This is a genomic window from Aureivirga marina (genome assembly GCF_015767265.1).
Lineage (GTDB): Bacteria > Bacteroidota > Bacteroidia > Flavobacteriales > Flavobacteriaceae > Aureivirga > Aureivirga marina.
Genome location: NZ_JADPIB010000008.1, coordinates 76,314 through 97,564 on the forward strand (window position 1 = coordinate 76,314; position 21,251 = coordinate 97,564).

16 protein-coding genes are annotated in these 21,251 nt (G+C 29.4%); 8 read left to right on the top strand and 8 right to left on the bottom strand.

Features of this window, described 5'->3' with window-relative positions; translation table 11 throughout:
- Positions 1–53: 53 nt before the first annotated feature.
- The 5 genes from I1A51_RS15275 to I1A51_RS15295 form a co-directional block, all read right to left on the bottom strand.
- The gene (locus I1A51_RS15275) at positions 54–4,970 is read right to left on the bottom strand and encodes a cobaltochelatase subunit CobN (protein WP_196895443.1); all 4,917 of its coding nucleotides are present in this window, start codon (positions 4,968–4,970) and stop codon (positions 54–56) included.
- A 206-nt stretch (positions 4,971–5,176) separates the two neighbouring features.
- Complete coding sequence (locus I1A51_RS15280) at positions 5,177–5,500, bottom strand: DUF2149 domain-containing protein (protein ID WP_196895445.1); 324 nt, start codon at positions 5,498–5,500, stop codon at positions 5,177–5,179.
- Between the two features lies 1 nt (position 5,501).
- The gene (locus I1A51_RS15285) at positions 5,502–6,095 is read right to left on the bottom strand and encodes a MotA/TolQ/ExbB proton channel family protein (protein WP_196895447.1); all 594 of its coding nucleotides are present in this window, start codon (positions 6,093–6,095) and stop codon (positions 5,502–5,504) included.
- 12 nt (positions 6,096–6,107) lie between these two features.
- Positions 6,108–6,812 carry a hypothetical protein gene (locus tag I1A51_RS15290; RefSeq protein ID WP_196895449.1) on the bottom strand — a complete coding sequence of 235 codons (705 nt, stop codon included), beginning with the start codon at positions 6,810–6,812 and terminating at the stop codon, positions 6,108–6,110.
- Between the two features lie 174 nt (positions 6,813–6,986).
- Positions 6,987–7,976 carry an aspartate-semialdehyde dehydrogenase gene (locus I1A51_RS15295; protein WP_196895457.1) on the bottom strand — a complete coding sequence of 330 codons (990 nt, stop codon included), beginning with the start codon at positions 7,974–7,976 and terminating at the stop codon, positions 6,987–6,989.
- 280 nt (positions 7,977–8,256) lie between these two features.
- Between I1A51_RS15295 and I1A51_RS15300 the strand changes: the two genes are divergently transcribed.
- Together I1A51_RS15300 and I1A51_RS15305 are read left to right on the top strand one after the other, a co-directional pair.
- Entirely contained in the window at positions 8,257–9,831 is a 1,575-nt protein-coding gene (locus tag I1A51_RS15300; protein WP_196895459.1) for an FMN-binding glutamate synthase family protein, read from the top strand.
- Positions 9,832–9,944: 113 nt separating this feature from the next.
- On the top strand, positions 9,945–11,627 hold the full coding sequence (locus I1A51_RS15305; protein ID WP_196895461.1) for a glutamine--tRNA ligase/YqeY domain fusion protein: 1,683 nt from the start codon (positions 9,945–9,947) through the stop codon (positions 11,625–11,627).
- Between the two features lie 120 nt (positions 11,628–11,747).
- Here I1A51_RS15305 and tatA read toward each other — a convergent pair whose 3' ends face one another.
- From tatA to rnr, 3 genes are all read right to left on the bottom strand, one after another.
- On the bottom strand, positions 11,748–11,957 hold the full coding sequence (gene tatA / locus I1A51_RS15310) for a twin-arginine translocase TatA/TatE family subunit (RefSeq protein WP_196895463.1): 210 nt from the start codon (positions 11,955–11,957) through the stop codon (positions 11,748–11,750).
- 69 nt (positions 11,958–12,026) lie between these two features.
- Positions 12,027–12,767, bottom strand: a complete 741-nt coding sequence (locus I1A51_RS15315; protein WP_196895465.1) for a head GIN domain-containing protein — start codon at positions 12,765–12,767, stop codon at positions 12,027–12,029.
- Positions 12,768–12,966: 199 nt separating this feature from the next.
- Complete coding sequence (gene rnr, locus I1A51_RS15320; protein WP_196895467.1) at positions 12,967–15,117, bottom strand: ribonuclease R; 2,151 nt, start codon at positions 15,115–15,117, stop codon at positions 12,967–12,969.
- A gap of 761 nt (positions 15,118–15,878) precedes the next feature.
- Between rnr and rpiB the strand changes: the two genes are divergently transcribed.
- The 6 genes from rpiB (at position 15,879) to I1A51_RS15350 (ending at position 21,241) form a co-directional block, all read left to right on the top strand.
- The gene (gene rpiB, locus I1A51_RS15325) at positions 15,879–16,310 is read left to right on the top strand and encodes a ribose 5-phosphate isomerase B (RefSeq protein WP_196895468.1); all 432 of its coding nucleotides are present in this window, start codon (positions 15,879–15,881) and stop codon (positions 16,308–16,310) included.
- Positions 16,310–16,756, top strand: a complete 447-nt coding sequence (locus tag I1A51_RS15330) for a GNAT family N-acetyltransferase (RefSeq protein WP_196895469.1) — start codon at positions 16,310–16,312, stop codon at positions 16,754–16,756. The genes rpiB and I1A51_RS15330 overlap by 1 nt, the downstream gene beginning before the upstream one ends.
- A 439-nt stretch (positions 16,757–17,195) precedes the next feature.
- On the top strand, positions 17,196–18,212 hold the full coding sequence (locus tag I1A51_RS15335) for a sugar phosphate nucleotidyltransferase (protein ID WP_196895470.1): 1,017 nt from the start codon (positions 17,196–17,198) through the stop codon (positions 18,210–18,212).
- Between the two features lie 9 nt (positions 18,213–18,221).
- Positions 18,222–19,142: a tetratricopeptide repeat protein gene (locus I1A51_RS15340; protein WP_196895471.1), complete on the top strand. Its 921-nt coding sequence runs from the start codon at positions 18,222–18,224 to the stop codon at positions 19,140–19,142.
- Positions 19,143–19,157: 15 nt separating this feature from the next.
- Positions 19,158–19,940, top strand: a complete 783-nt coding sequence (locus I1A51_RS15345) for a DUF4292 domain-containing protein (RefSeq protein WP_231374053.1) — start codon at positions 19,158–19,160, stop codon at positions 19,938–19,940.
- Entirely contained in the window at positions 19,940–21,241 is a 1,302-nt protein-coding gene (locus I1A51_RS15350) for a murein hydrolase activator EnvC family protein (protein ID WP_196895472.1), read from the top strand. Before I1A51_RS15345 ends, I1A51_RS15350 begins: the two co-directional genes overlap by 1 nt.
- The last annotated feature ends 10 nt before the right edge of the window (positions 21,242–21,251 follow it).

The following is a 21,251-nucleotide window of genomic DNA, read 5'->3' on the forward strand; positions in this document are numbered from 1 at the left end:
AGCTACTTCCAAATTTGGAAGTAGCTTTCACAAAACTGAGCATGTCAATATAATTACTCTCTCTCTTTTCTTCGCTTAATAATTCCGAAAGTAATTGCTCCTCCAAGTAATAATACAATCCAAAGAATTGTAGATAAATTGTCTTTTAATAATTCCTGCACAGAAGATTTCTGAATTTCTTCTTTTTCTAAAACCATTCCTTCTGCTTGTTCTGACTTTTTCCCTGAACGAACTTCTTCGATTTGTTGCGTATAACTTTCTTTTAAATCTTTATCTAAAAGTCCAGAAATCATTTCTTTTAATTTCGAATTATCACAAACAAATTCACTACATCCAGCTGTATTTTCTTTGACCAATTCTGCATGTAATTTGGCAATTTCTTTCTTGATATTTTCACTTGGTTTCCAATATCCTTTTCGAACTGTTTCTAACATTACAGCTGTCATTTCTTGCAAAGCATACGGATTTGTATTTTTAAAGAATTCAATCGTTCCTAAATTCTGCTTGTCTTTTACATAAATGTCATAATATCCTTCCCAAATCTCTTTATCAATCGCATCTGGTTTCATTACGTTCCAACCATATGTATCACGGAAATTCTCTGCAAAACCTTCTGCCGCAGATTCTCCTTCTTTCATTTGTCCTTTGATATATTTTGGATTGAAAAGATTTGTTCTTGTTTCTGTCCAAATTGCTTCTTTCAGACCTTGAACTTTCGGATTGTATTTATTTCTATTATCATTAAAATATCCATCAGGATCTTTCCCAGTTGTCACACGAATACTCGCTGTGATTCCTCCCATAAATTCATAAACATGATCCAGAGAAATTGGTCCAGTTTCATTTGAAGATCTTGGATGCACAACAACCTCTGCATTTTCCATCATGGTTTCCAATAATCCTTCTTTGAAAGTTGTCCAATCTCCTTCCTGATAAATTGCTCCCATATTTTTGATATATGTTTCTGCAATTTCATCTTCCGTTTCCCAAGCATCTCCTTTTTCTACCATTCCCATAATTCCTGTTCCATAATGCCCATTAGCACCACCAAAAACTCTGGTTGTAGCATATTTTTGTGCTTCTTCTGGAGAAAATCCTTTTGCTTTTAAAGATTTTTCTGCTTGTAATGTTCCAGCTTTTACAAAGTTTTCTTCTTTACCTTCTTCTTTTGCATTTGCAGCCAATTCTACAGCTTTATTTATTAAATTAATACGAGAAGCTGCCAAATCTCTAAACTGTCCTGAAGTTTGTACTAAAACATCAATTCTAGGTCTTTTTAAATCTTCTAAAGGAATCAGACGAACATCGTAAACTCTACCATAAGTATTTCGAACTGGTTCTACTCCTAACATGTAAAAAATCTGTCCGATATTCATTCCTTGGTTACGAATAAATTCTCCTCCCCAAAGTGAATACGTTATTTTCTTCGGATATTTTCCATGTTTATCTAAATGCTTTTTTAGAATCTGTTTTGCCAATTCTTGACCAGTTTCATAAGCTTCTTTTGTTGGCGTAACTTCTGCATTAATCGCATATAAATTCTTTCCTGTTGGTGTTGCTAAAGGATTCGAAACTGGATCTCCTCCAGAAGATGGCGAAATATATCCTCCATTCAATCCGTTTAACATCGCTTGCATTTCAAAATTCGGCGATTCTTGTAAATTCACTCGATAATCTTGAACATTATATAAAGCTTCTTTTAACTGAATTAAAGCTTCTAAAATTCTTTTTTCTTTCGTTTCAATTCTTAAAAGTCTACTTTCAATTGCTTTTTCTTTTGCTAAAAGCGAAGTAAACCCTTTTTCACTTTTTAAAATTCCTTGTAAAGCTTTGAAATTTGATGAATCTGAATTTTCTACTACATTTAAAACTTCTTTATTTTTTATATAGAAAGAAATAATTTTCTCTTGTTTTTCAACAGTTGATTTTTCTTCTTTTTTCAAATATTTCTCATAAGCTACAGGAGATTCTTTATAAATTTTAAAGAATTCATTCAGTTTCGATTTCTCAATCGCTTTGTTATAAATTCCTTTCTCTACCATTCCACGATATTTCATTGCTCTATCTACAACAGAAGCTTCTTTTATATTATCGAAAAATGACTGTTGTTGCGTAGAATCTTTCAAGAACTTCACTACTTTTTGGAAATATTTATTTTCCATTGCAGTAACTTTCCAAGCATTTGAATCATCCAATCGTAAAGCATTTTTATACTGCTTTAAACTTTTCTCATTCAATAACCCTAAGAATTCTTGAAGTCCTTCTTTCGTTTTTAAATAATCTAAAGCTTGCTCATTTTTTCTATCTGAAAATAAATGTATATAAGTACTTGTCGCTTTCTTTAAATCTACTTTTTCTGGTTCTGCACTAGGTTTTGGAACCATCTTATGTGTTTTAGGATCATAAACCATCTCTTGTTTTGATTTATCTCCTTTAATTCCATGTTTTGTAATACTAGATTTTGGAACCATTTTATGCGTTTTAGAATCATAAACCATTTCTTGTTTAGCTCCTTTATTTTCATTTAAAATAATTCCTTTTCTTTTTTGCTTTGCATAATTTCCTCCGTAATACGAAGAAATATTTCCTTTATCTTCTAAACCATAAGCAGCAAATAATTCTTGTAAACGAGCTTCTCTTTTTATTCCAAAAACATCCTGTGGATTTTTATTTTCTTTTAAAATCGCATCTATAATACTTAAAGCTTGTCCATGAAAATCATCATGTCCATGTCTATTTTTATTTTTTTCATGAGAATGATGATGACTGTGCTTTCCATGATTATGACTATGTTCATCATGATGATGTTTTGATTCTAATGAATTTAAATAATTCAAACTTTGTGAAATCGGATCTACCGACATCATTCGTACAGTTTGATATGTTTCTTCTTCTGTTTGCTTTTCTCCTAAAACATGTAAACCAATAATAATTTTCTCTTTTTCTATTTCATGAAGATAGGTATGAATTGTTTTTGCTGTTTCATCATCTAAAGCAGCAATTTCTTCTTTTGTTAATTCTAAATCTTTATCAATATGAAGTGTATCTATAACTGTTTGAATATTTTTCTTATACGTTTCTTTTAATTTTCCTTCTTCTAACTCAGGATATTTATGCAATAATTTCGCAATATCTTTAAAAGAACCATACAATTCTGAATCTGTATAAGGAGGTGTTAAATGAGAAAGCATCGTTGCATAGGTTCTACGTTTTGCCATCATTGCTTCTCCAATATTGTCAATTGAATAGAAATATAAATGTGGAACTGGCGCAACCAATACTTCTGGCCAATCTTTTTGAGAAAGTAATAATTGTTTCCAAGGTGTAAATTCTACACTTCCATGCGCTCCAAAATGCGCAACCACATCTGTATCGAATCCTTTTCTAGCCCAAAGATAAGAAGCAATATAAGCGTGTGGCGGAGGCTTTGGAAGACCGTGTTGTAATTTGAATTCATTTTCTCCTAAAGCAGCTTGTAAAACTGGCATTAATACAACATTTCCAAATTGCACTCTCGGAATTGCTAAATACTTTTCATTTTCAATTGTTGTAGTATAATATTTTCCAGGAGCTTCTCCATACGTTTTCTCTACATTCTGCACACTTTCTGGATGCAATTCTTCTTGAATCCATTTTTTATATTCTGTTGCAGAAACTAAAGCTGGTTTTCCTTCTTTGATAAATTTATCTAAAGTTCCTTTCGCATAATCTCCTAAAATTGGTCCTTCCGTATGAATTCTTTCCATGAACTTATCAAAGTTTCCTGAAAAATCTCCAACATTATAACCATCTTTTTCTAAAGTTTGAAGCATCGCAAAAAGAGATTTTCCTACTTCTAAACCTCCAGCGCTTAAAGCATTTTTTCCGTTTCCTTTGTAGTAATAAACAACAAACTTTTTGTCTTTGTTTTCTTTATCTTTTAAAGAAAGCCAACGCGTTGCAGTTTCTGAGAAATTTTCAACTCTTCCTGGAATTGGTTTATATGTATGAAATCCGTTTTCTGTAATATATTCTGCCGCAATTGCAAAAGGATGAATTCCTCCATCTAATTCTGGAACCACGATATTTTGTCCCATCAATCCACCAGAAATTCCTTGCTGATCTGTTTCCCATTCTTTTTGTGAATTAAAAACTAATTGTGGTGTTAGATAAAGAATATTTTCTTCCTGAAGATATTTTACAAAAGAATCATTTCTACCAATTCTTCCATGTGGGAAATTAATCACCATCGAAGGTTTTGCAGCTTTAATATTATCTAAAACTTTTTTGAATCCTTCAATTGCAACCACATTATGACCTCTTTTTTCTAGTTCCAAAATCATCGCATCCATATATTCTCGATACTGCGATTGCGAACCATTATTAGAACTCATTAATACGATAGTTTTCGCATTTTCTTTATAAAGATTTTGTTCTTTATAATACTTCCAATAATCTTCAATATTTTCGAAATAATCTGTTGTTCCTATTCTATAAAAAACATCTTTTGGAATCACAACTGGTTTTTCAATTTCTGAAGTAAAAAGTGATTTTTTATCAAATTTCTTTCTAGAATAATTCAAGAAATTCTGTATATTTTTCACACTTTCATTTTCGAAACATTTTGTGATATATTCCAAATCTTCTCCAGTGATATTACTAAAATTATTCTCTTTACTTGTCGCCATTAAAACGTGTACAGTACTTCCGTTTTCCATAGCTTTTTTCAAGTTTTCTTTTTGTGTTTCAGACAACATACTGATATGGAAAAGATAAATCACAGGATATTTTTCAATTCCTGAAAAATCATTTTCTTTTAAATCAATTTGTTCTACTTCAATAAAAGGATTCTCATTCGCTTTAACAATTTCTGCCATTTGCGAATCACGATAATTTACTAAAGCGATTTTGGTAAATTGTGCTTTATAAGCAAAAAACACAAGCACCAAAATTATAAGAGTACTTATGATAATTAGTATTTTACGTTTCATTTTAGATGATTTATTTTTGCATTAAGGATTGAAGTGGCATCCTTTTTTACTTCTCTTCATTATATTGCTTTAAGTAAAAAAGATATAGCGGAAAGCCTGACCCGTTAGGGAAATGCCCTTATTATTATTTTAAAGTCAATTAAATATTTCTTTAAATGAACACGAGTTTCAAACTCGCGCCAGTAAAATGTTTTATTTTATTAAGTTTATTCTTCAGGAACGTAAATAATTTCTCCGTTTTCAAGCTGATATGCAGTTCCAACTTTCTTTCCTTTTCCTTCCGAACTTCCTTTAGAACCCTTGTATTTTTCAATGGTTTTTCCTTTCTTTTGGATAATTTCCATGTTTGTTTTTCCAGGATTTTTTACAATTGTAAAATCATCTTTAGTCAACATTTCTGTCATTTGAAATCTAGAAACCAAAGCAACCATCAGAGCAACTGCAAAAACCATTGCGATATCAAATAAATTGGTCATTCCAGACATCGGATCATCATCTCCAGCTTGTAACAATCGTTTTTTTCTTCGCATCTTAGTTTTTGTTTTTTAAAGTATTTGCTAAAAATTCTAAATTGTTCAAATCTGAAATAAACCAGCGTTGTTTCACTAATTGCGTTACATAACCAATTGCTCCAGCGAAAATCCCGACAACTGTTGTAGAAAAGGCAACTTGCATGTTTTGCGCCATCGAAGCAATATCTCCATTTGCCAAACCAACTAGAGCAGGACCAAGAGGAATCAAAGTTCCCATCAGACCAACCATTGGACCTAATTTTGCCAAAGATTTCGAACTACTCAATTCTTTTTCAGAAGCGATTTCAAAGTCAGATAAAATCTTTTCGATATGATTTTCATTTGATTTGTATTTTACGATATCTAAAAGGTGGTTTTTGAATAATTTATTTCCAGTAATTTTCTCTTGAATATCGTTTTCAGTGATTTTATTTTCCGAGAATTGTTTTAGAAAATCTTGGATATGGCTTTCATATTTTAATCGATTGATATACATTCCGAAAAATCCTCCTAACAACATCAATGCGCGTACAAAACCGAAAAGTAATAATGCAATTACAGGAATTAATAATCCTGTAGAAACCCAATAAAGTATATTTGTAATACTATCCATAATCTGTGTAATTTATTTGTGGAAAAACTTCTTGAAGAAATTTATTTGAATATTCTTTTGATAAAAAAAGTAGCCTAGAACAGCGAAAATTCCGATGATTCCGAAAGTGAAAGTAATCGGAAACCATTCGATTGTTAATTGTGTAAATGGAATTTTTGTTCCTTTCACAATCAGCGGTAAAAACATAGCTAATAACAATTGAAAAAGCCCAATCAGGATTTTTATTTCTGCTCTTGTTCCCCAATCTTTAATCATGATTTTGCTTAAAAAACTTCCTAAAAACAGTGTAATTCCAGTTCCTAGTGCAAAAATTAAAGACAAATAGAAATAATTAATATTGTGTATTTCTAGAAAAAAAAGAGTTTGAATGAAAAAAATTCCGATGATAAATAAAAAAGAAGGAAAAACTGGAATCCAATTTGTCAGTTGTTTTTTCTTGGTAAGAAAATGTCCTTTTAATTGAATTAAAGAAAAGATAATTTGAATAAAAACTTCAAAAATCTGAAAAATTGCAACCAAAGAAACTACTCCAGCAAGATTTAAAATCTCTGTAACGGTTTGGCTATTCTGTTTTGCAGAAAAAGAATAAATTCCAACAACAAAAATTATTGGAATTGCGATAGAAACTAATTGAATCCATCTATTTTCTGCTAAAGAAATATGCACAAAAGTGTATAAAATTGCAGTGATAAAAAACAATAATAAGAATATGGACATGAGAATCTAATTTACCTTATTTTTATTTATTCTAAATAAAAACAAAAGTACTTAGTTTTTTAGAACCACAAAACATTTTCTTTAAAATTATTCTAAATAAGAAAAAGAGCACAAAAAAAGAGTGAACTTAAAGTCCACTCTTTTTGATTTTTATATGAAAAACTAGATTGTAAACTACACTAAATTATTTGCAACTAAATATTCTGCAATTTGCACAGCATTTGTCGCTGCTCCTTTTCTTAAATTATCAGAAACAATCCACATATTTACAGTGTTCTCTTGTGAATAATCACGACGAATTCTACCTACAAAAACATCATTTTTTCCTTCAGCATAAATTGGCATTGGATATGTATTTGTATCTGTATTATCTTGAACAACAATTCCATCTGTATCGTTTAAAGCTCTACGAATATCCGATTCAGAAAAATCGTTTTCAAACTCGATATTTACACTTTCACTATGTCCACCAACCACAGGAATTCTCACAGCAGTTGCTGTAATTTTTAAATTATCATCTCCTAAAATCTTTTTAGGTTCTCTAGTTAATTTTAATTCCTCTTTTGTATAACCATTATCTTCAAAAACATCACAATGTGGAATAGCATTTTTGTGAATTGGATAATGATAAGCCATTTCGCCTTGTTTATTTTCATATTCATTTTCCAATTGCTGAACTGCTTTTACACCAGTTCCAGTAATCGATTGATATGTAGAAACAATAACTCTTTTTATTGTATATTTTTTATGCAAAGGAGCTAAAGTTAAAACAAGTTGAATTGTAGAACAATTTGGATTTGCAATGATTTTATCTTCTTTTGTCAGTTCTGAAGCATTAATTTCAGGCACAACTAATTTATGATCTGGATGCATTCGCCAAGCAGAAGAATTGTCAATAACTGTAATACCAGCTTCAGCAAATTTTGGTGCCCATTCTAAAGAAGTTCCACCTCCAGCAGAAAAAATTGCTATTTCAGGTTTTAAAGCTATAGCTTGTTGCATTCCAACAATTTTATATGATTTTCCTTTAAAATCAATTTCTTTTCCGATTGATTTTTCAGAAGCAACAGGGATTAATTCTGTAACAGGAAAATTTCTTTCCTCTAAAATTTTTAACATCACGCCACCTACCATTCCAGTAGCGCCAACTACAGCTATTTTCATTTTAATTCAAAGATTATATTTTAAATTTTTTGCAAATTTTCGGAATTAAATAATTAATTCCTAATCGTCTATCGCAAATGTACAAAAAAGTACAGTTTGTCTTTAAATTTATGTAATCAATACATTAAATTTATTTATTTAACTAATTGTTATAATAATAACATTTATTTTCAACATTAAATCCAAGAAATTTTATCAAAACATTAATTACTTTTTAACAAAACGACTAAAAAGTTCAAGTAAAATATTGCTTAATTTAAATTATTTAAAACTTAAAGTGATGGCTTACAAGAAAATATATTTACGAATTTGCTATTCTGTTACAGCTTTAATTGTAATAATTAGCTTTTTTTGGATTCATGTTTTGTGGTTCTTTTTATTTTTTGGACCAATTTTCTTACTTGGATTCTTTGATATGATACAGAAAAAGCATGCCATACTTAAAAATTATCCTGTTATTGGACATTTACGATACATTTTTGAAGAAATTCGTCCAGAAATCATGCAATATTTTGTAGAAACAAATACAGAAGGAAGGCCGATTAATAGGATTTATCGTTCTCTTGTATATGAAAGAGCAAAAGGAATAAATGATACAACACCATTTGGAACACAAATGGAAATTTATAAAGCAGGTTATGAATGGATTGATCATTCGATGTATGCAAAAAATAAAAAAATAGAAAGACCATTTCCAAGAGTTATTATTGGAGGAAAAGATTGTAAACAACCTTATTCAGCAAGTTTATTAAATATTTCAGCGATGAGTTTTGGTGCTTTGAGTGATAATGCTGTTTTAGCTTTAAATAAAGGAGCAAAAGAAGGAAAATTTGCACATAATACTGGAGAAGGAGGGTTAAGTAAATATCATTTAGAACCAGGAGGAGATATTATTTGGCAAATAGGAACTGCTTATTTTGGTTGTAGAACAGAAGATGGAAATTTTGATGAAAAATTATTTCAAGAAAAATCGAATTATCCACAAGTAAAAATGATTGAAATTAAACTTTCACAAGGTGCAAAACCTGGACATGGAGGAATTCTTCCTGCGATAAAAAACACTCCAGAAATTGCAAAAATTAGAAATATAAAACCACATATTGATGTACATTCTCCACCTTCACACACAGCATTTTCTAATCCGATAGAATTTGTGCATTTTATTAAAAAATTGCGTGATTTATCAGGAGGAAAGCCAGTAGGATTCAAGCTTTGTGTTGGGAAGAAGCAAGAATTTATTGATGTTTGTAAAGCAATGGTGAAGACAGGAATTAAGCCAGATTTTATCACAGTAGATGGTGGAGAAGGAGGAACAGGAGCAGCTCCAGTTGAATTTTCAAATTCGGTTGGTTTTCCACTTCGAGATGGTTTAGTTTTCGTGACAGATACATTAACTGGATTTGATTTAAAAAAGGATATAAAAGTGATTGCTTCAGGAAAAATATTGAGTAGTTTTCATATTGCAAGAGTTTTAGCTTTAGGAGCAGATTTGTGTAATAGCGCCAGAGGAATGATGCTTTCTTTAGGATGTATTCAATCTTTAAAATGCAATAAAAATACGTGTCCGACTGGAGTTGCAACACAAAATCAGACTTTAGTAAAAGGATTAGATGTAGAGAAAAAAGCAAAACTTGTAGAAAAATTTCATAGTAACACTGTTTTTAGTTTGTTAGAATTAATTGCTGCAACAGGAGTTGATTCACATACAGAAATTGAAAGAAAACATGTGATGCGAAGAATTAATATGAATAATGTGATGAGTTTTGCTGAAGTATTTCCAGAATTAGAACCAGGATGTTTTATAAATGAAAAAAATATTCCGCATCGATTTGCTCAATTTTTTGTGTCAGATTAAGTAAAAAATAAAAACATAAGTTATACAACTTCAAAACATTCCATTAGAATTAAAATAAAACTATAATTTTCTGTAATTTTGCAGCTTTATTTAACATTAATAGTTGAAAAGAAATGACAGAAGAATCAAAATCGCTTAATTTTATTGAGCAAATTATTGAAGATGATCTGACTAATGGATTATCAAAAGATAAGTTACGTTTTAGATTCCCCCCAGAACCAAATGGATTTTTACATATTGGTCATGCTAAAGCAATTTGTTTAAACTTCGGGTTAGGGCAGCAATACGATGCGCCTGTAAACTTACGCTTTGATGACACAAATCCAGAAAAAGAAGAGCAAGCATACGTAGATGCCATCAAAAAAGATGTGGAGTGGCTTGGTTTTCAATGGGACAAGGAATGTTATACTTCTGATTATTTCCAGCAACTTTATGATTGGGCAGTTCAATTAATTAAAGAAGGAAAAGCATATATTGATACGCAAAATTCTGAGGAAATTGCTTCACAAAAAGGTACACCAACAACTCCAGGAACAAATAGTCCACACAGAGAAAGACCAGTGGAACAAAGCTTAGAGATGTTTGAAAAAATGAAAAATGGAGAATATTCAGAAGGTCATTGTGTATTACGTGCAAAAATTGATATGGCTTCTCCAAATATGCATATGCGTGATCCGATTATGTATAGAATTATGCATAAAGACCACCATAGAACAGGAAGTGATTGGAAAATGTATCCTATGTATGATTGGGCACATGGGCAATCGGATTATTTAGAGCAAATTAGTCATTCACTTTGTTCTTTAGAATTTGAAGTTCATCGTCCTTTATACGATTGGTATTTAGATCAAATTTACGATTCAGAAACAGTTCGAAATAAGCAAAGAGAATTTGCTCGTTTAAACTTAAACTATACTGTAATGAGTAAAAGAAAACTTTTACAGTTAGTTGAGGAAGGAATTGTAAATGGATGGGATGATCCACGTATGCCTACGATTTCAGGTTTAAGAAGAAGAGGATATACGCCAACATCTATTCGAAATTTTGCAAATACTGTTGGAGTTGCAAAGCGTGAAAACATTATTGATGTTGCTTTATTAGAATTTAATATTCGTGAGGATTTAAACAAAATAGCTACACGAGTAATGGGAGTTTTAGATCCAATTAAACTTATAATCACAAATTATCCAGAAGGAAAAGAAGAGTGGTTAACAGCAATTAACAATCCAGAAGATGAAAATACAGGAACACATGAAGTTCCATTTTCAAGAGAATTATTTATCGAAAGAGAAGACTTTAAAGAAGAAGCAAATAAGAAATTCTTCCGTCTTACATTAGGTAAAGAAGTTCGTTTAAAGAATGCATACATCATCAAAGGAGAAGATGTTGTTAAAGATGAAGAAGGAAATATTACAGAAATTCATTGTACATATGATCCTGAATCAAAAAGTGGAAGTGGAACAGAAGCTAGTAAACGTAGAGTAAAAGGAACACTTCATTGGGTTTCTGAAAAACATGCTGTTCCTGCGGAAGTTAGATTATATGATCGTTTATTTACTGATGAAGCTCCTGATGGACATAAAGAACAAAGTTTTAAAGATTTTGTAAATCCAGATTCTTTAGAAGTTATTACTGCTTATGTAGAACCTTATTTAAAGGAAGCTAAAATTGGAGATAGATTCCAGTTCCAGAGAAAAGGATATTTCTGTGTAGATAATGATAGTTCAAAGGAAAAATTAGTTTTCAACAGAACAGTTACATTGAAAGATTCTTGGGCTAAAAAGCAAAAGAAATAAAACAAATAATAAAGAAAAAAGAGCCTATTAAATAGGTTCTTTTTTACACGAAAAATCCTGATTAATAATTAAATAAATTAATAATCAGGATTTTTTTATATCAATATTAAAGATAATTACTTATTCTTTATCTTCTTTTTTCTTATCGATAGCTTTCTTTTCTTCATCGTCATCTGATTTAGAAGCATCTTTAAATTCTTTAATTCCGCTTCCAAGACCACGCATTAATTCTGGAATTTTTCTACCTCCAAATAATAATAGAACTACTACTGCTATCAGAACCCACTGATAAGGTCCCATGATTCCTAAAAATATATTTAGTGTATTCATCTTCTTGATATTTATGTTGCAAAGATACTAATTAATTATTTATACAAAGTACTAATAGCAAATAAAATACTATTGTACATTTTCTATCTTACCTCCTAAGATTTTATCTTTATTAATTGCTGATGGAGTTCCTTTATAATAAATTTCTCCTCCAATTTTTACCTTAGCATTTAAAACATCTTGAACAGTTACATGTCCTATTCCACCTGTTGCAGCAGAAATAGTTGTTTGATTTGATTTTAAACCATAACCATTGTAAACTCCACCTAAAGAAAGCGTAATATTTTGATTTTCTGTAAAACCAGTCGTTTCAATTCTTGAACCAGAAACAGATTTTACATTTAAATAACGTAAATCAACATCTAATTCAATCATCGAACCTTCTTGTGCTCTTAATTCTAAAGCGCTTTGTTTTATAACGTGATCAGCTGTAATTTTTGCACCTTCATTTACATCAATAACATTGATTGGTCCAGCGTAATAAATTTGAATTGCCACGTCTTTTGAATTAAAAATTCCTGAGATTTCAACAGAAATTTTCAACATTTGATTTTTTAATTTAACTTTAATTTTTTCTGCATTTTTTCCAGAAACAACAACTTTTTGTTCATTAGATTTTATCAATTCTACATCTAAAGAGTTAAAAACTTTCAAAGAATTAAACTCTCCAACCTTAGTTGTTACTTTCTCTTGTGCATAAGTATTAAAAGAAAATAAAGTTATAAATAGAGTTATTAACAATGTTGTTAATAACTTCGATTTTTGTTTATAAATATAGTGTAAATCGTATGTTTGCATAATTTTATTCATTAATGTTATACCTTTAAAACAATAACTATACCTAAAAGAATACTTTTTAGTTCAATTGTTACACTTTTGATTGTTTATTCAAGGATATAAAATTAAATATTTAGAATAAAATAACTATTAAATACTTAATATTTTATTTAATTTTCAACATAAATAGTAAAAAATAGAATTTTATAAAAAAATTCTATTCTTCTAAACTTTATAATTTTTCGATCAAATCAAAATCTAAATGCTTCCTTTCCAAGTCAGTATCCTTCACTTTGATGATTACAGAGTCTCCTAATTGATATAAATTATGGGAAGATTGTCCAACCAAAGCATATTGTTCTTCATCAAAAATATAATAATCATCTTTAATATCTCGAGTTCGAACCATTCCTTCACATTTATTGGATTTAATTTCCACATAAATTCCCCATTCAGTTACTCCAGAAATGACACCTTCAAACTCTTCATCTTTATGATCTTCCATATATTTCACTTGCATATATTTGATAGAATCCCTTTCAGCTCTTGCTGCTAATTGTTCTCTATCCGAACTATGCTTCGTTTTTTCTTCATACACTTCAGCATTTGGAGATTTTCCGCCATCTAAGTAGTGTTGTAACAACCTATGTGTCATTACGTCAGGATAACGACGAATTGGTGAAGTAAAATGACTATAATAATCAAATGCTAAACCATAATGTCCGATATTATCTGTCGTATACAAAGCTTTACTCATAGATCGAATTGCTAAAGTTTCTACCATATTAGCTTCTCCTTTTCCTGCAACATCTTTTAAAAGCTTATTTAATGAGTTTGTTGTTGCTTTTCTTGAATGTGTATCAATCTTATAACCGAACTTATTAACAATGTTCTGTAAAGATGTTAATTTCTCACCATCTGGTTCATCATGCACACGATAAACAAAGGTCTTATTTGTTGGACGTCCTTTGGTAAATCCAATGAATTCGGCTACTTTCTTATTCGCAAGTAGCATAAATTCTTCAATTAGTTTGTTAGAATCTTTTGATTCTTTAAAATAAACTCCAGTTGGATTTGCCTTTTCATCTAAATGAAACTTCACTTCAATCTTATTATCAAAGGTAATTGCACCAGCTTCCATTCTTTTTCCGCGTAAAATCTTGGCAAGCTTGTCTAAAGTTGTGATTTCTTCTGCAAATTTTCCTTCTCCAGATTCAATAATTTCCTGAGCTTGTTCATACGTAAATCGATGATCAGAATAAGTTACAGTTCTTCCAAACCACTTATTCACAATTTCCGCTTTATCATTCATTTCAAAAACAGCTGAGAAAGTTAATTTTTCTTCATTAGGACGAAGTGAACAAACATTATTTGAAAGTACTTCTGGAAGCATAGGAACAACTCTATCCACTAAATATACAGAAGTTGCTCTAGAATATGCTTCATCGTCTAAAATCGTATCAGGTTGCACATAATGAGAAACATCTGCGATATGAATTCCAATTTCGATATTTCCATTTTCTAATTTTTCAAAAGAAAGAGCATCATCAAAATCTTTTGCATCTTTTGGATCAATTGTAAAAGTCGTCACAGAACGCATATCTCTACGTTTAGCTATTTCTTCTTCAGTAATCTCAATTGGAAGCTCAGAAGCTTCTTTTTCAACTTCTGGAGGGAAATTATAAGGCAATCCGTATTCTAACAAAATAGAATGAATTTCTGTATCATGTTCACCTGGTTTTCCAAGAACTGTTGTAATTTTTCCAAAAGGATTTTTAGAATTTTCAGGCCAATCTGTAATTTTTGCAACTACTTTATCACCATCTTCTGCTTCTCCAACTTTATTTTTTGCAATAAATATATCTGCATACATTTTTGGATTATCAGGAACTACAAAACCAAAGTTTTTACTCATTTGTAACACTCCTACAAACTCTTTTTTGGCTCTGTTAACAATTTCTACAACTTCTCCTTCAAGCTTCTTATTTCGTCTTCTTTTATAAACATAAACTTTTACAGTGTCATCTTGTAAAGCGTGATTTAAGTTAATAGAAGGAATGAACACATCATCTTCAAATTCTTCACAAATGAAATAAGCATTTCCTGAAGAAGTCAAATCGACTGTTCCTGTATAATAATCTTTTGCAAGGTTAATTTTATATTTTCCTCTTCCTGTTTCTTCAACTTTTTTTTGCGCCTTCAATTCTTCAAGCTTCTTGATTACTTGTGCCTTTCCACCTGCGTTTATCACACCCATTTTTGCACAAATTTGTTTATAATTGAAGGATTTATTAGGTTCTGCGTTTAAGATTTTCAACACTTTTCTAGTTAAATCTTTAATAACATTTCCTTTTTTCTTAAATAATCTTTTTTTTCTACTCATTATACTATAGTATTTCACATCATAACAAGAGTTATTAACAATTGTTACTTTCTTTTTTTAATAAAACTAAATCTTTGGGCGAAATTATCTAATTAATTACACAAAAGTGGACTTTAAATAATACTAGGCAGTAAAACTATTACAAAGGTAGTTTATTTTTTCAATCTAGATAAAGAATCTAAATACTTAATTATTCCATAACATGAAAAAAGAAGAAAACGATACTTGTTATCAACATATATTAACATATATACTATTAAAAGAAATTTTAAAAAAAAATAAAATGTCTCTTATTATATAGTGTTAATAAGTACAATAAGTTGTTAATTAAAAATTTGTTTATTTGAAATAGACATACCTATCAACAGATATTAACAATCATTGTTAAAATTAAACCCTTGAAAACCTTAGTAGTTTTATACTTTATAAACATTGTGTTGATAAGTCAGTGTTTAATTTTTGAAGATAAAAAAACAGTGAATAAATGTTAATAAGTGGTTTAATAACTGTGAAAAAACTTTCAAAAAGATTCTATAAAAAAAGTTGCAAAACAAATTTCGATTCTTGTATGTACAAGTTTTGTTAAAATCCAAATTATCTTATTTTTTTTAGTTCTCATTTTATTCACATTGGTTGTTAATTCTAAACCCTTGAAAATCAGCACATGTATTGATTTAATTAACAATGTTATTTTAAGGGTGTTAATAACGTAGTTTTCGTACTTTTGTACCTATATTATTATTAACAATAACACACAACTTATGACAATTGCCATCGGAAATGACCATGCTGGAACAGCATACAAGTTTGAAATTGTAGAATATTTAGAAACAAAAGGAATTAAAGTACTTAACTTCGGTACAAATGATGAACAAAGTATGGATTATCCAGATGCTGTTCACCCAGTTGCAGATGCTGTTGAAAAAAAGGAAGCAGATTTGGGAATTATCATTTGTGGAAGTGGAAATGGTGCTGCAATGACAGCAAATCATCATAAAGGAATTCGTGCTGCATTGTGTTGGAACAAGGAAATTGTTTCTTTAGCAAGACAACATAATGATGCAAATATCTTAAGTATTCCTGCAAGATTTGTATCTCAAGAAGATGCAATTCATTTTGTAGATACTTTTTTAAATACTGAATTTGAAGGTGGTAGACATCAAAATAGAGTTGACAAAATTCCAGTTAAATAATGAATTGGATTTTAAAAACTTTTGATGAGTTAACAAAAGAAGAACTTTATCAACTATTAAAAATACGCTCCGAAGTTTTTGTTGTAGAACAAGATTGTGCTTATTTAGATATAGACGATTTAGACCAAAAAGCACATCACCTTTATATATATAATGAAGAGAAAACGAAAATTGTTGCTTATGCACGACTTTTCAACAAAGGTGTATATTATGAACAAGCAGCAATTGGAAGATTTTTAGTTCATGAAGCATATAGAAAGTTTGGATATGGACATCAATTAATGAAGAAATCAAAAGAGATTGTTCATAACCTGTTTAAAACTTCAGAAATTAAGATTGGAGCACAATTATATTTAAAGAAATTTTATGAATCTCATGGTTTTCAACAATTAGGAGAATCTTATATTGAAGATGGAATTCCACATATTCACATGATTTTAAAATAGCTAATATTTTTATTATCATATAGTTAAGTTGTTTAAATCTTAAAAAACACTTAAAAAATAAAATTTTACATTTAGGGTTATTAACAAGTTATTCACAATATTGTTGATATGTTAATAACTCAAATTATTGTTTTTAAATCTTATTCACATTGGTGATTTATAAAGAAAAATAAAGAAAAAGTGATTTGAAAATTTCTTGAACAATTCAAATCACTTTTTTATGTTTATAACATGTGAATAACTACAGATAATTGTGCATAAAAACATTTATTTAAACATATAAAAACAAACTTCCAATTTCATTTAAACAAATCATTATAGAATAGATATTATTTAATGCAAAATTTGAAAGGATGAATTGTAAATGAAAGATATATAGTTATTAATTGTATATTGCAAAAAAATTTTACAGGAAGGAATTTAATACCAAATTAAACTTATGAAGATTATAGTCCCTATGGCTGGTGTTGGATCAAGGTTGAGACCACATACTTTGACGACTCCTAAGCCATTAACATTAATTGCAGGAAAACCAATTGTGCAAAGATTGGTAGAGGATATTACGAAAGTTGTAAAAGAGGATGTTGATGAGATTGCCTTCATTATTGGTCCTGCAACAAAAGGATTTAAAGAAGAAACAAAAGAAGACTTAATAAATATAGCAGAAAGTTTAGGAGCGAAAGGACATGTTTTTGTTCAAGAAACTGCCCTAGGAACTGCACATGCTATTAACTGTGCAAAAGATGTTTTAGATGGACCATGTGTTGTAGCATTTGCGGATACATTATTTAAAGCAGAATTTACTTTAGATACAGAAGCAGATGGAGCAATTTGGGTAAAACAAGTAGAAGATCCAAGTGCTTTTGGTGTTGTAAAATTAAAAGACGGAATTATTACAGATTTTGTGGAAAAACCAAAGGAATTTGTAACTGATTTAGCAATCATCGGAATTTATTACTTTAAAGATGGAGCAAAATTACAGTCTGAATTACAATATTTAATTGATAATAACATTATGGATAGAGGAGAGTATCAATTAACAGATGCTCTTGAAAATATGAAGCAACAAGGAATGAAATTTGTTCCTGGTAAAGTAGACGAATGGATGGATTGTGGTAAAAAAGATCCAACTGTAGATACGAATACAAAGATTTTAGGTTTTGCTCATAAAGATGGAGAAAAATTAATTGCTGATTCTATTTCTTTAGAAAATGCAACGATTATTGAACCATGTTTTATAGGTGAAAATGTTGTAATTAAAAATGCAATTGTTGGACCAAATGTATCTTTAGGAGAGAATAGCGTTGTAGAAAATGCAACGATTAAAAATTCTTTAATCCAGAAAAATGTGCAAATTACAAATGCAAATTTAGATAATGCAATGGTTGGAAATCATGCAAAATTTGATGGTAATTTTACCTCAATAAGTATTGGAGATTACACAGAATTAATTTAACTTTTTAATATGAAAAAAAGGAATGCACATATAACTTTATGGATAGGAATCATATGTATTCCTTTTTTTATCTACGCTCAAAAAAATGAAAAGGAAGAAAATTATTTAAAATTTCAAGAACATTTTTTTGAAGCTTTAAAATTAAAAGCTAATGAAAGCTATGATAAATCTGTTTTAGAACTGGAAAGTTGCTACACAATAGATTCATTAAATACAGCTGTTCATTTTCAGTTGGCGGATAATTATTTTCGTCAAAAACAATATTTTGAAGCAGATCTTTTTATTAAAAAAGCCCTTGCTTTAGAAGAAGATAATTATTGGTTTCAAGAACTAGCATCAAAAATTTTTGAAGAACAACAAGATTATGAAAATGCAATCAAAGTTGTGGAAAAAATGGTAGTTCAAAAGCCACAAAAATCGAATGATTTAATCATGCTTTATCTTAAAAATAGACAAATGGAAAAAGCAAGAGATTTGATTAAAGAATTAGATGAAAAAGGAATGCTTTCTTCAAAGTTTGATTATTATAAAGAATCCGTTCGTAGAAGAGCAGACCAAAACCAAAAAACTACAAAATCAGACAAAAGTTCTATTAAAAGTCTGGTAAATGAATTTAATTCTACGCGAAAATTTGAAGTTTTAAAACAACTTTTAATTCTTGTAGAAAAAGAAAATGATTTTCAAAAACTATTAAAATACAGCGAAATAGGAATTGAATTATATCCAACCCAAGCTTTTTTATATTTGCAAAATGCAACAGCATTAAATCAGTTGAAAAAATACGATGATGCTTTGGATATTTTAGAAATGGGAATGGAATATGTTTTTGAAAATAAAAGACTACAAAAACTATTTTATAAGCAATTTGCAGCTTCTTATAAAGGATTAAATAAAGAAGATAAAGCAAAGGAATATTTAAAAAAGCTTTAAAATATTATATCAGAAATGAAATCTTTATTAAAATTTACTCTATTAGTTTTCGTACTAATTTTTAGCTCTTGTAAAACCACAAAAACGCTTACAAATGATGTTACTGAGGTTAAGGAATTAAGCTCAAAAAAAATTATTAAAAGACATTATAAAAATGAACTTCCACAGAAGACTGTTTTGGCAAAAATGAAAGTTCGTTTCCAAGATGCTAATCAAACACAAAATGTTTCGGTGAAACTTCGTATGGAAGTTGATAAAAAGATTTGGATTAGTGCAGGAATGTTAGGAATTACAGGTGCAAAAATGTTAATAACTCCAGAAAAAGTTAGTTTTTATAATGCTTTGGATAATACTTATTTTGATGGAGATTTTACGATTTTAAGTAAATTTTTAGGTACAGATTTAGATTTTGAAAAAGTACAAAATTTACTTTTAGGTCAAGCAATTTACGATTTAAAAGATGATAGATATGCTTCAGATATTGAAGGGAAAAACTATTTATTAACTCCAAGAAAACAACAAGAATTATTTGATTTATTTTTCTGGATTAATCCTTCTAATTTTAAAGTTGCAAAACAACATATTAAACAAGAAGAAAAAGAGCAAGAATTAATTATTGATTATCAAACTTATCAACAAAAAAACGGAATTATCTTTCCGAAAGACATCGAAATACAAGCGATTACTAAAGATGAATTAACAAAAATAAACATTGATTATAAGACTGTTGAACTAGATAGAAAATTGAGTTTTCCATTTAAAATACCAAAAGGTTATAAAGAAATCAGTTTAGATTAATGAAACGTATTGTACAATATTCCATCGTATTTCTCACTTTTTTTCTTTGCGTAAATGTTGCATTTTCACAATCGACAAAACGAAAAGAATTAGAAAAGAAAAGAGAACAATTACAAGAAGAAATTAAAACAATTCAGAATTTATTTTTTAAAACGCAGAAAAAAGGAAAAAATCTGTTGGTGAAAGTTAATGATCATCAACAAAAAATCGAGCGTAGAAATTATTTAATTCAAACTATTGAAGAAGAAATTGATGAACTTTCTCTAGAAATTGAATCGTATCAAGTTGTGGTAGATACACTTGAGAATAAGCTTTCTAAACTTAAGAAAGAATACGGAGAAATGGTTTATCGTTCTTATAAAAGTAAATCACAAAATAGTCGATTGATGTTTATTCTTTCTTCTAAAGATTTTTATCAAGCTTACAAGCGAATTCAATATATGAAGCAATATTCTCAGTTTCGTAAGAGACAAGGAGAAGCAATTGTAATTCAAAAATTAGAAATCGAAAAATTTACCGACTCTTTATCCAACCGAAAAAACTTAAAAGAAGCTTTAATTACAGAACAATTAGGTGAGCAATCTTTAATTGAAGAGGAAAAAGAGAACATGGAAAAGATTATCAAGCAAATCAAGCGAAAAGAGCGAAAATATAAGAATGAAATTAAGCGTAAAATCGCTGCGGAAGCAAAGATTGATAAAGAAATTGATAAGTTGATTAAAGAAGATATTGCTAGAGCAAATAGAAAAGCAAAAGCAGAAGCTGCTAGAAAACGTGCTGCTGCAAAAAAGAAAGCTTCTAAAACTAAAAAAACTACTGCTCCAAAAGTAACAACAACGACTTCAGAAACGAAATATATTCTTACAAAAGAAGCTAAATTTTTGGCTGTAAAATTTGAATCCAATAGAGGAAAATTACCTTGGCCTGTAGAACGTGGTTTGGTTGTTCGAAAATTTGGTCCTCAACCACATCCTACGTTTAAAGGAATTACAATTGTCGGAACAGGAATTCATATTGCAACAGAAAAAGGTGCAAAAGCACGTTGTATTTTTGATGGAGAAGTTTTCGCAATTCAAGTTTTAAAAGGTGGGAAAAAAGCAGTTTATATTCGTCATGGAAATTATATTACAATTTATAATAACTTAATGAATGTAACTGTAAATAAAGGGGATAAAGTGGAAACAAAACAAGAAATAGGAACCATTTTTACAGATAAAATTACAGACAAAACAATTCTTTCTTTTGTACTTTCAAAAGATACAAAACGTTTGGATCCAATTCGCTGGATTCATAGGATGTAAAATGTAATTT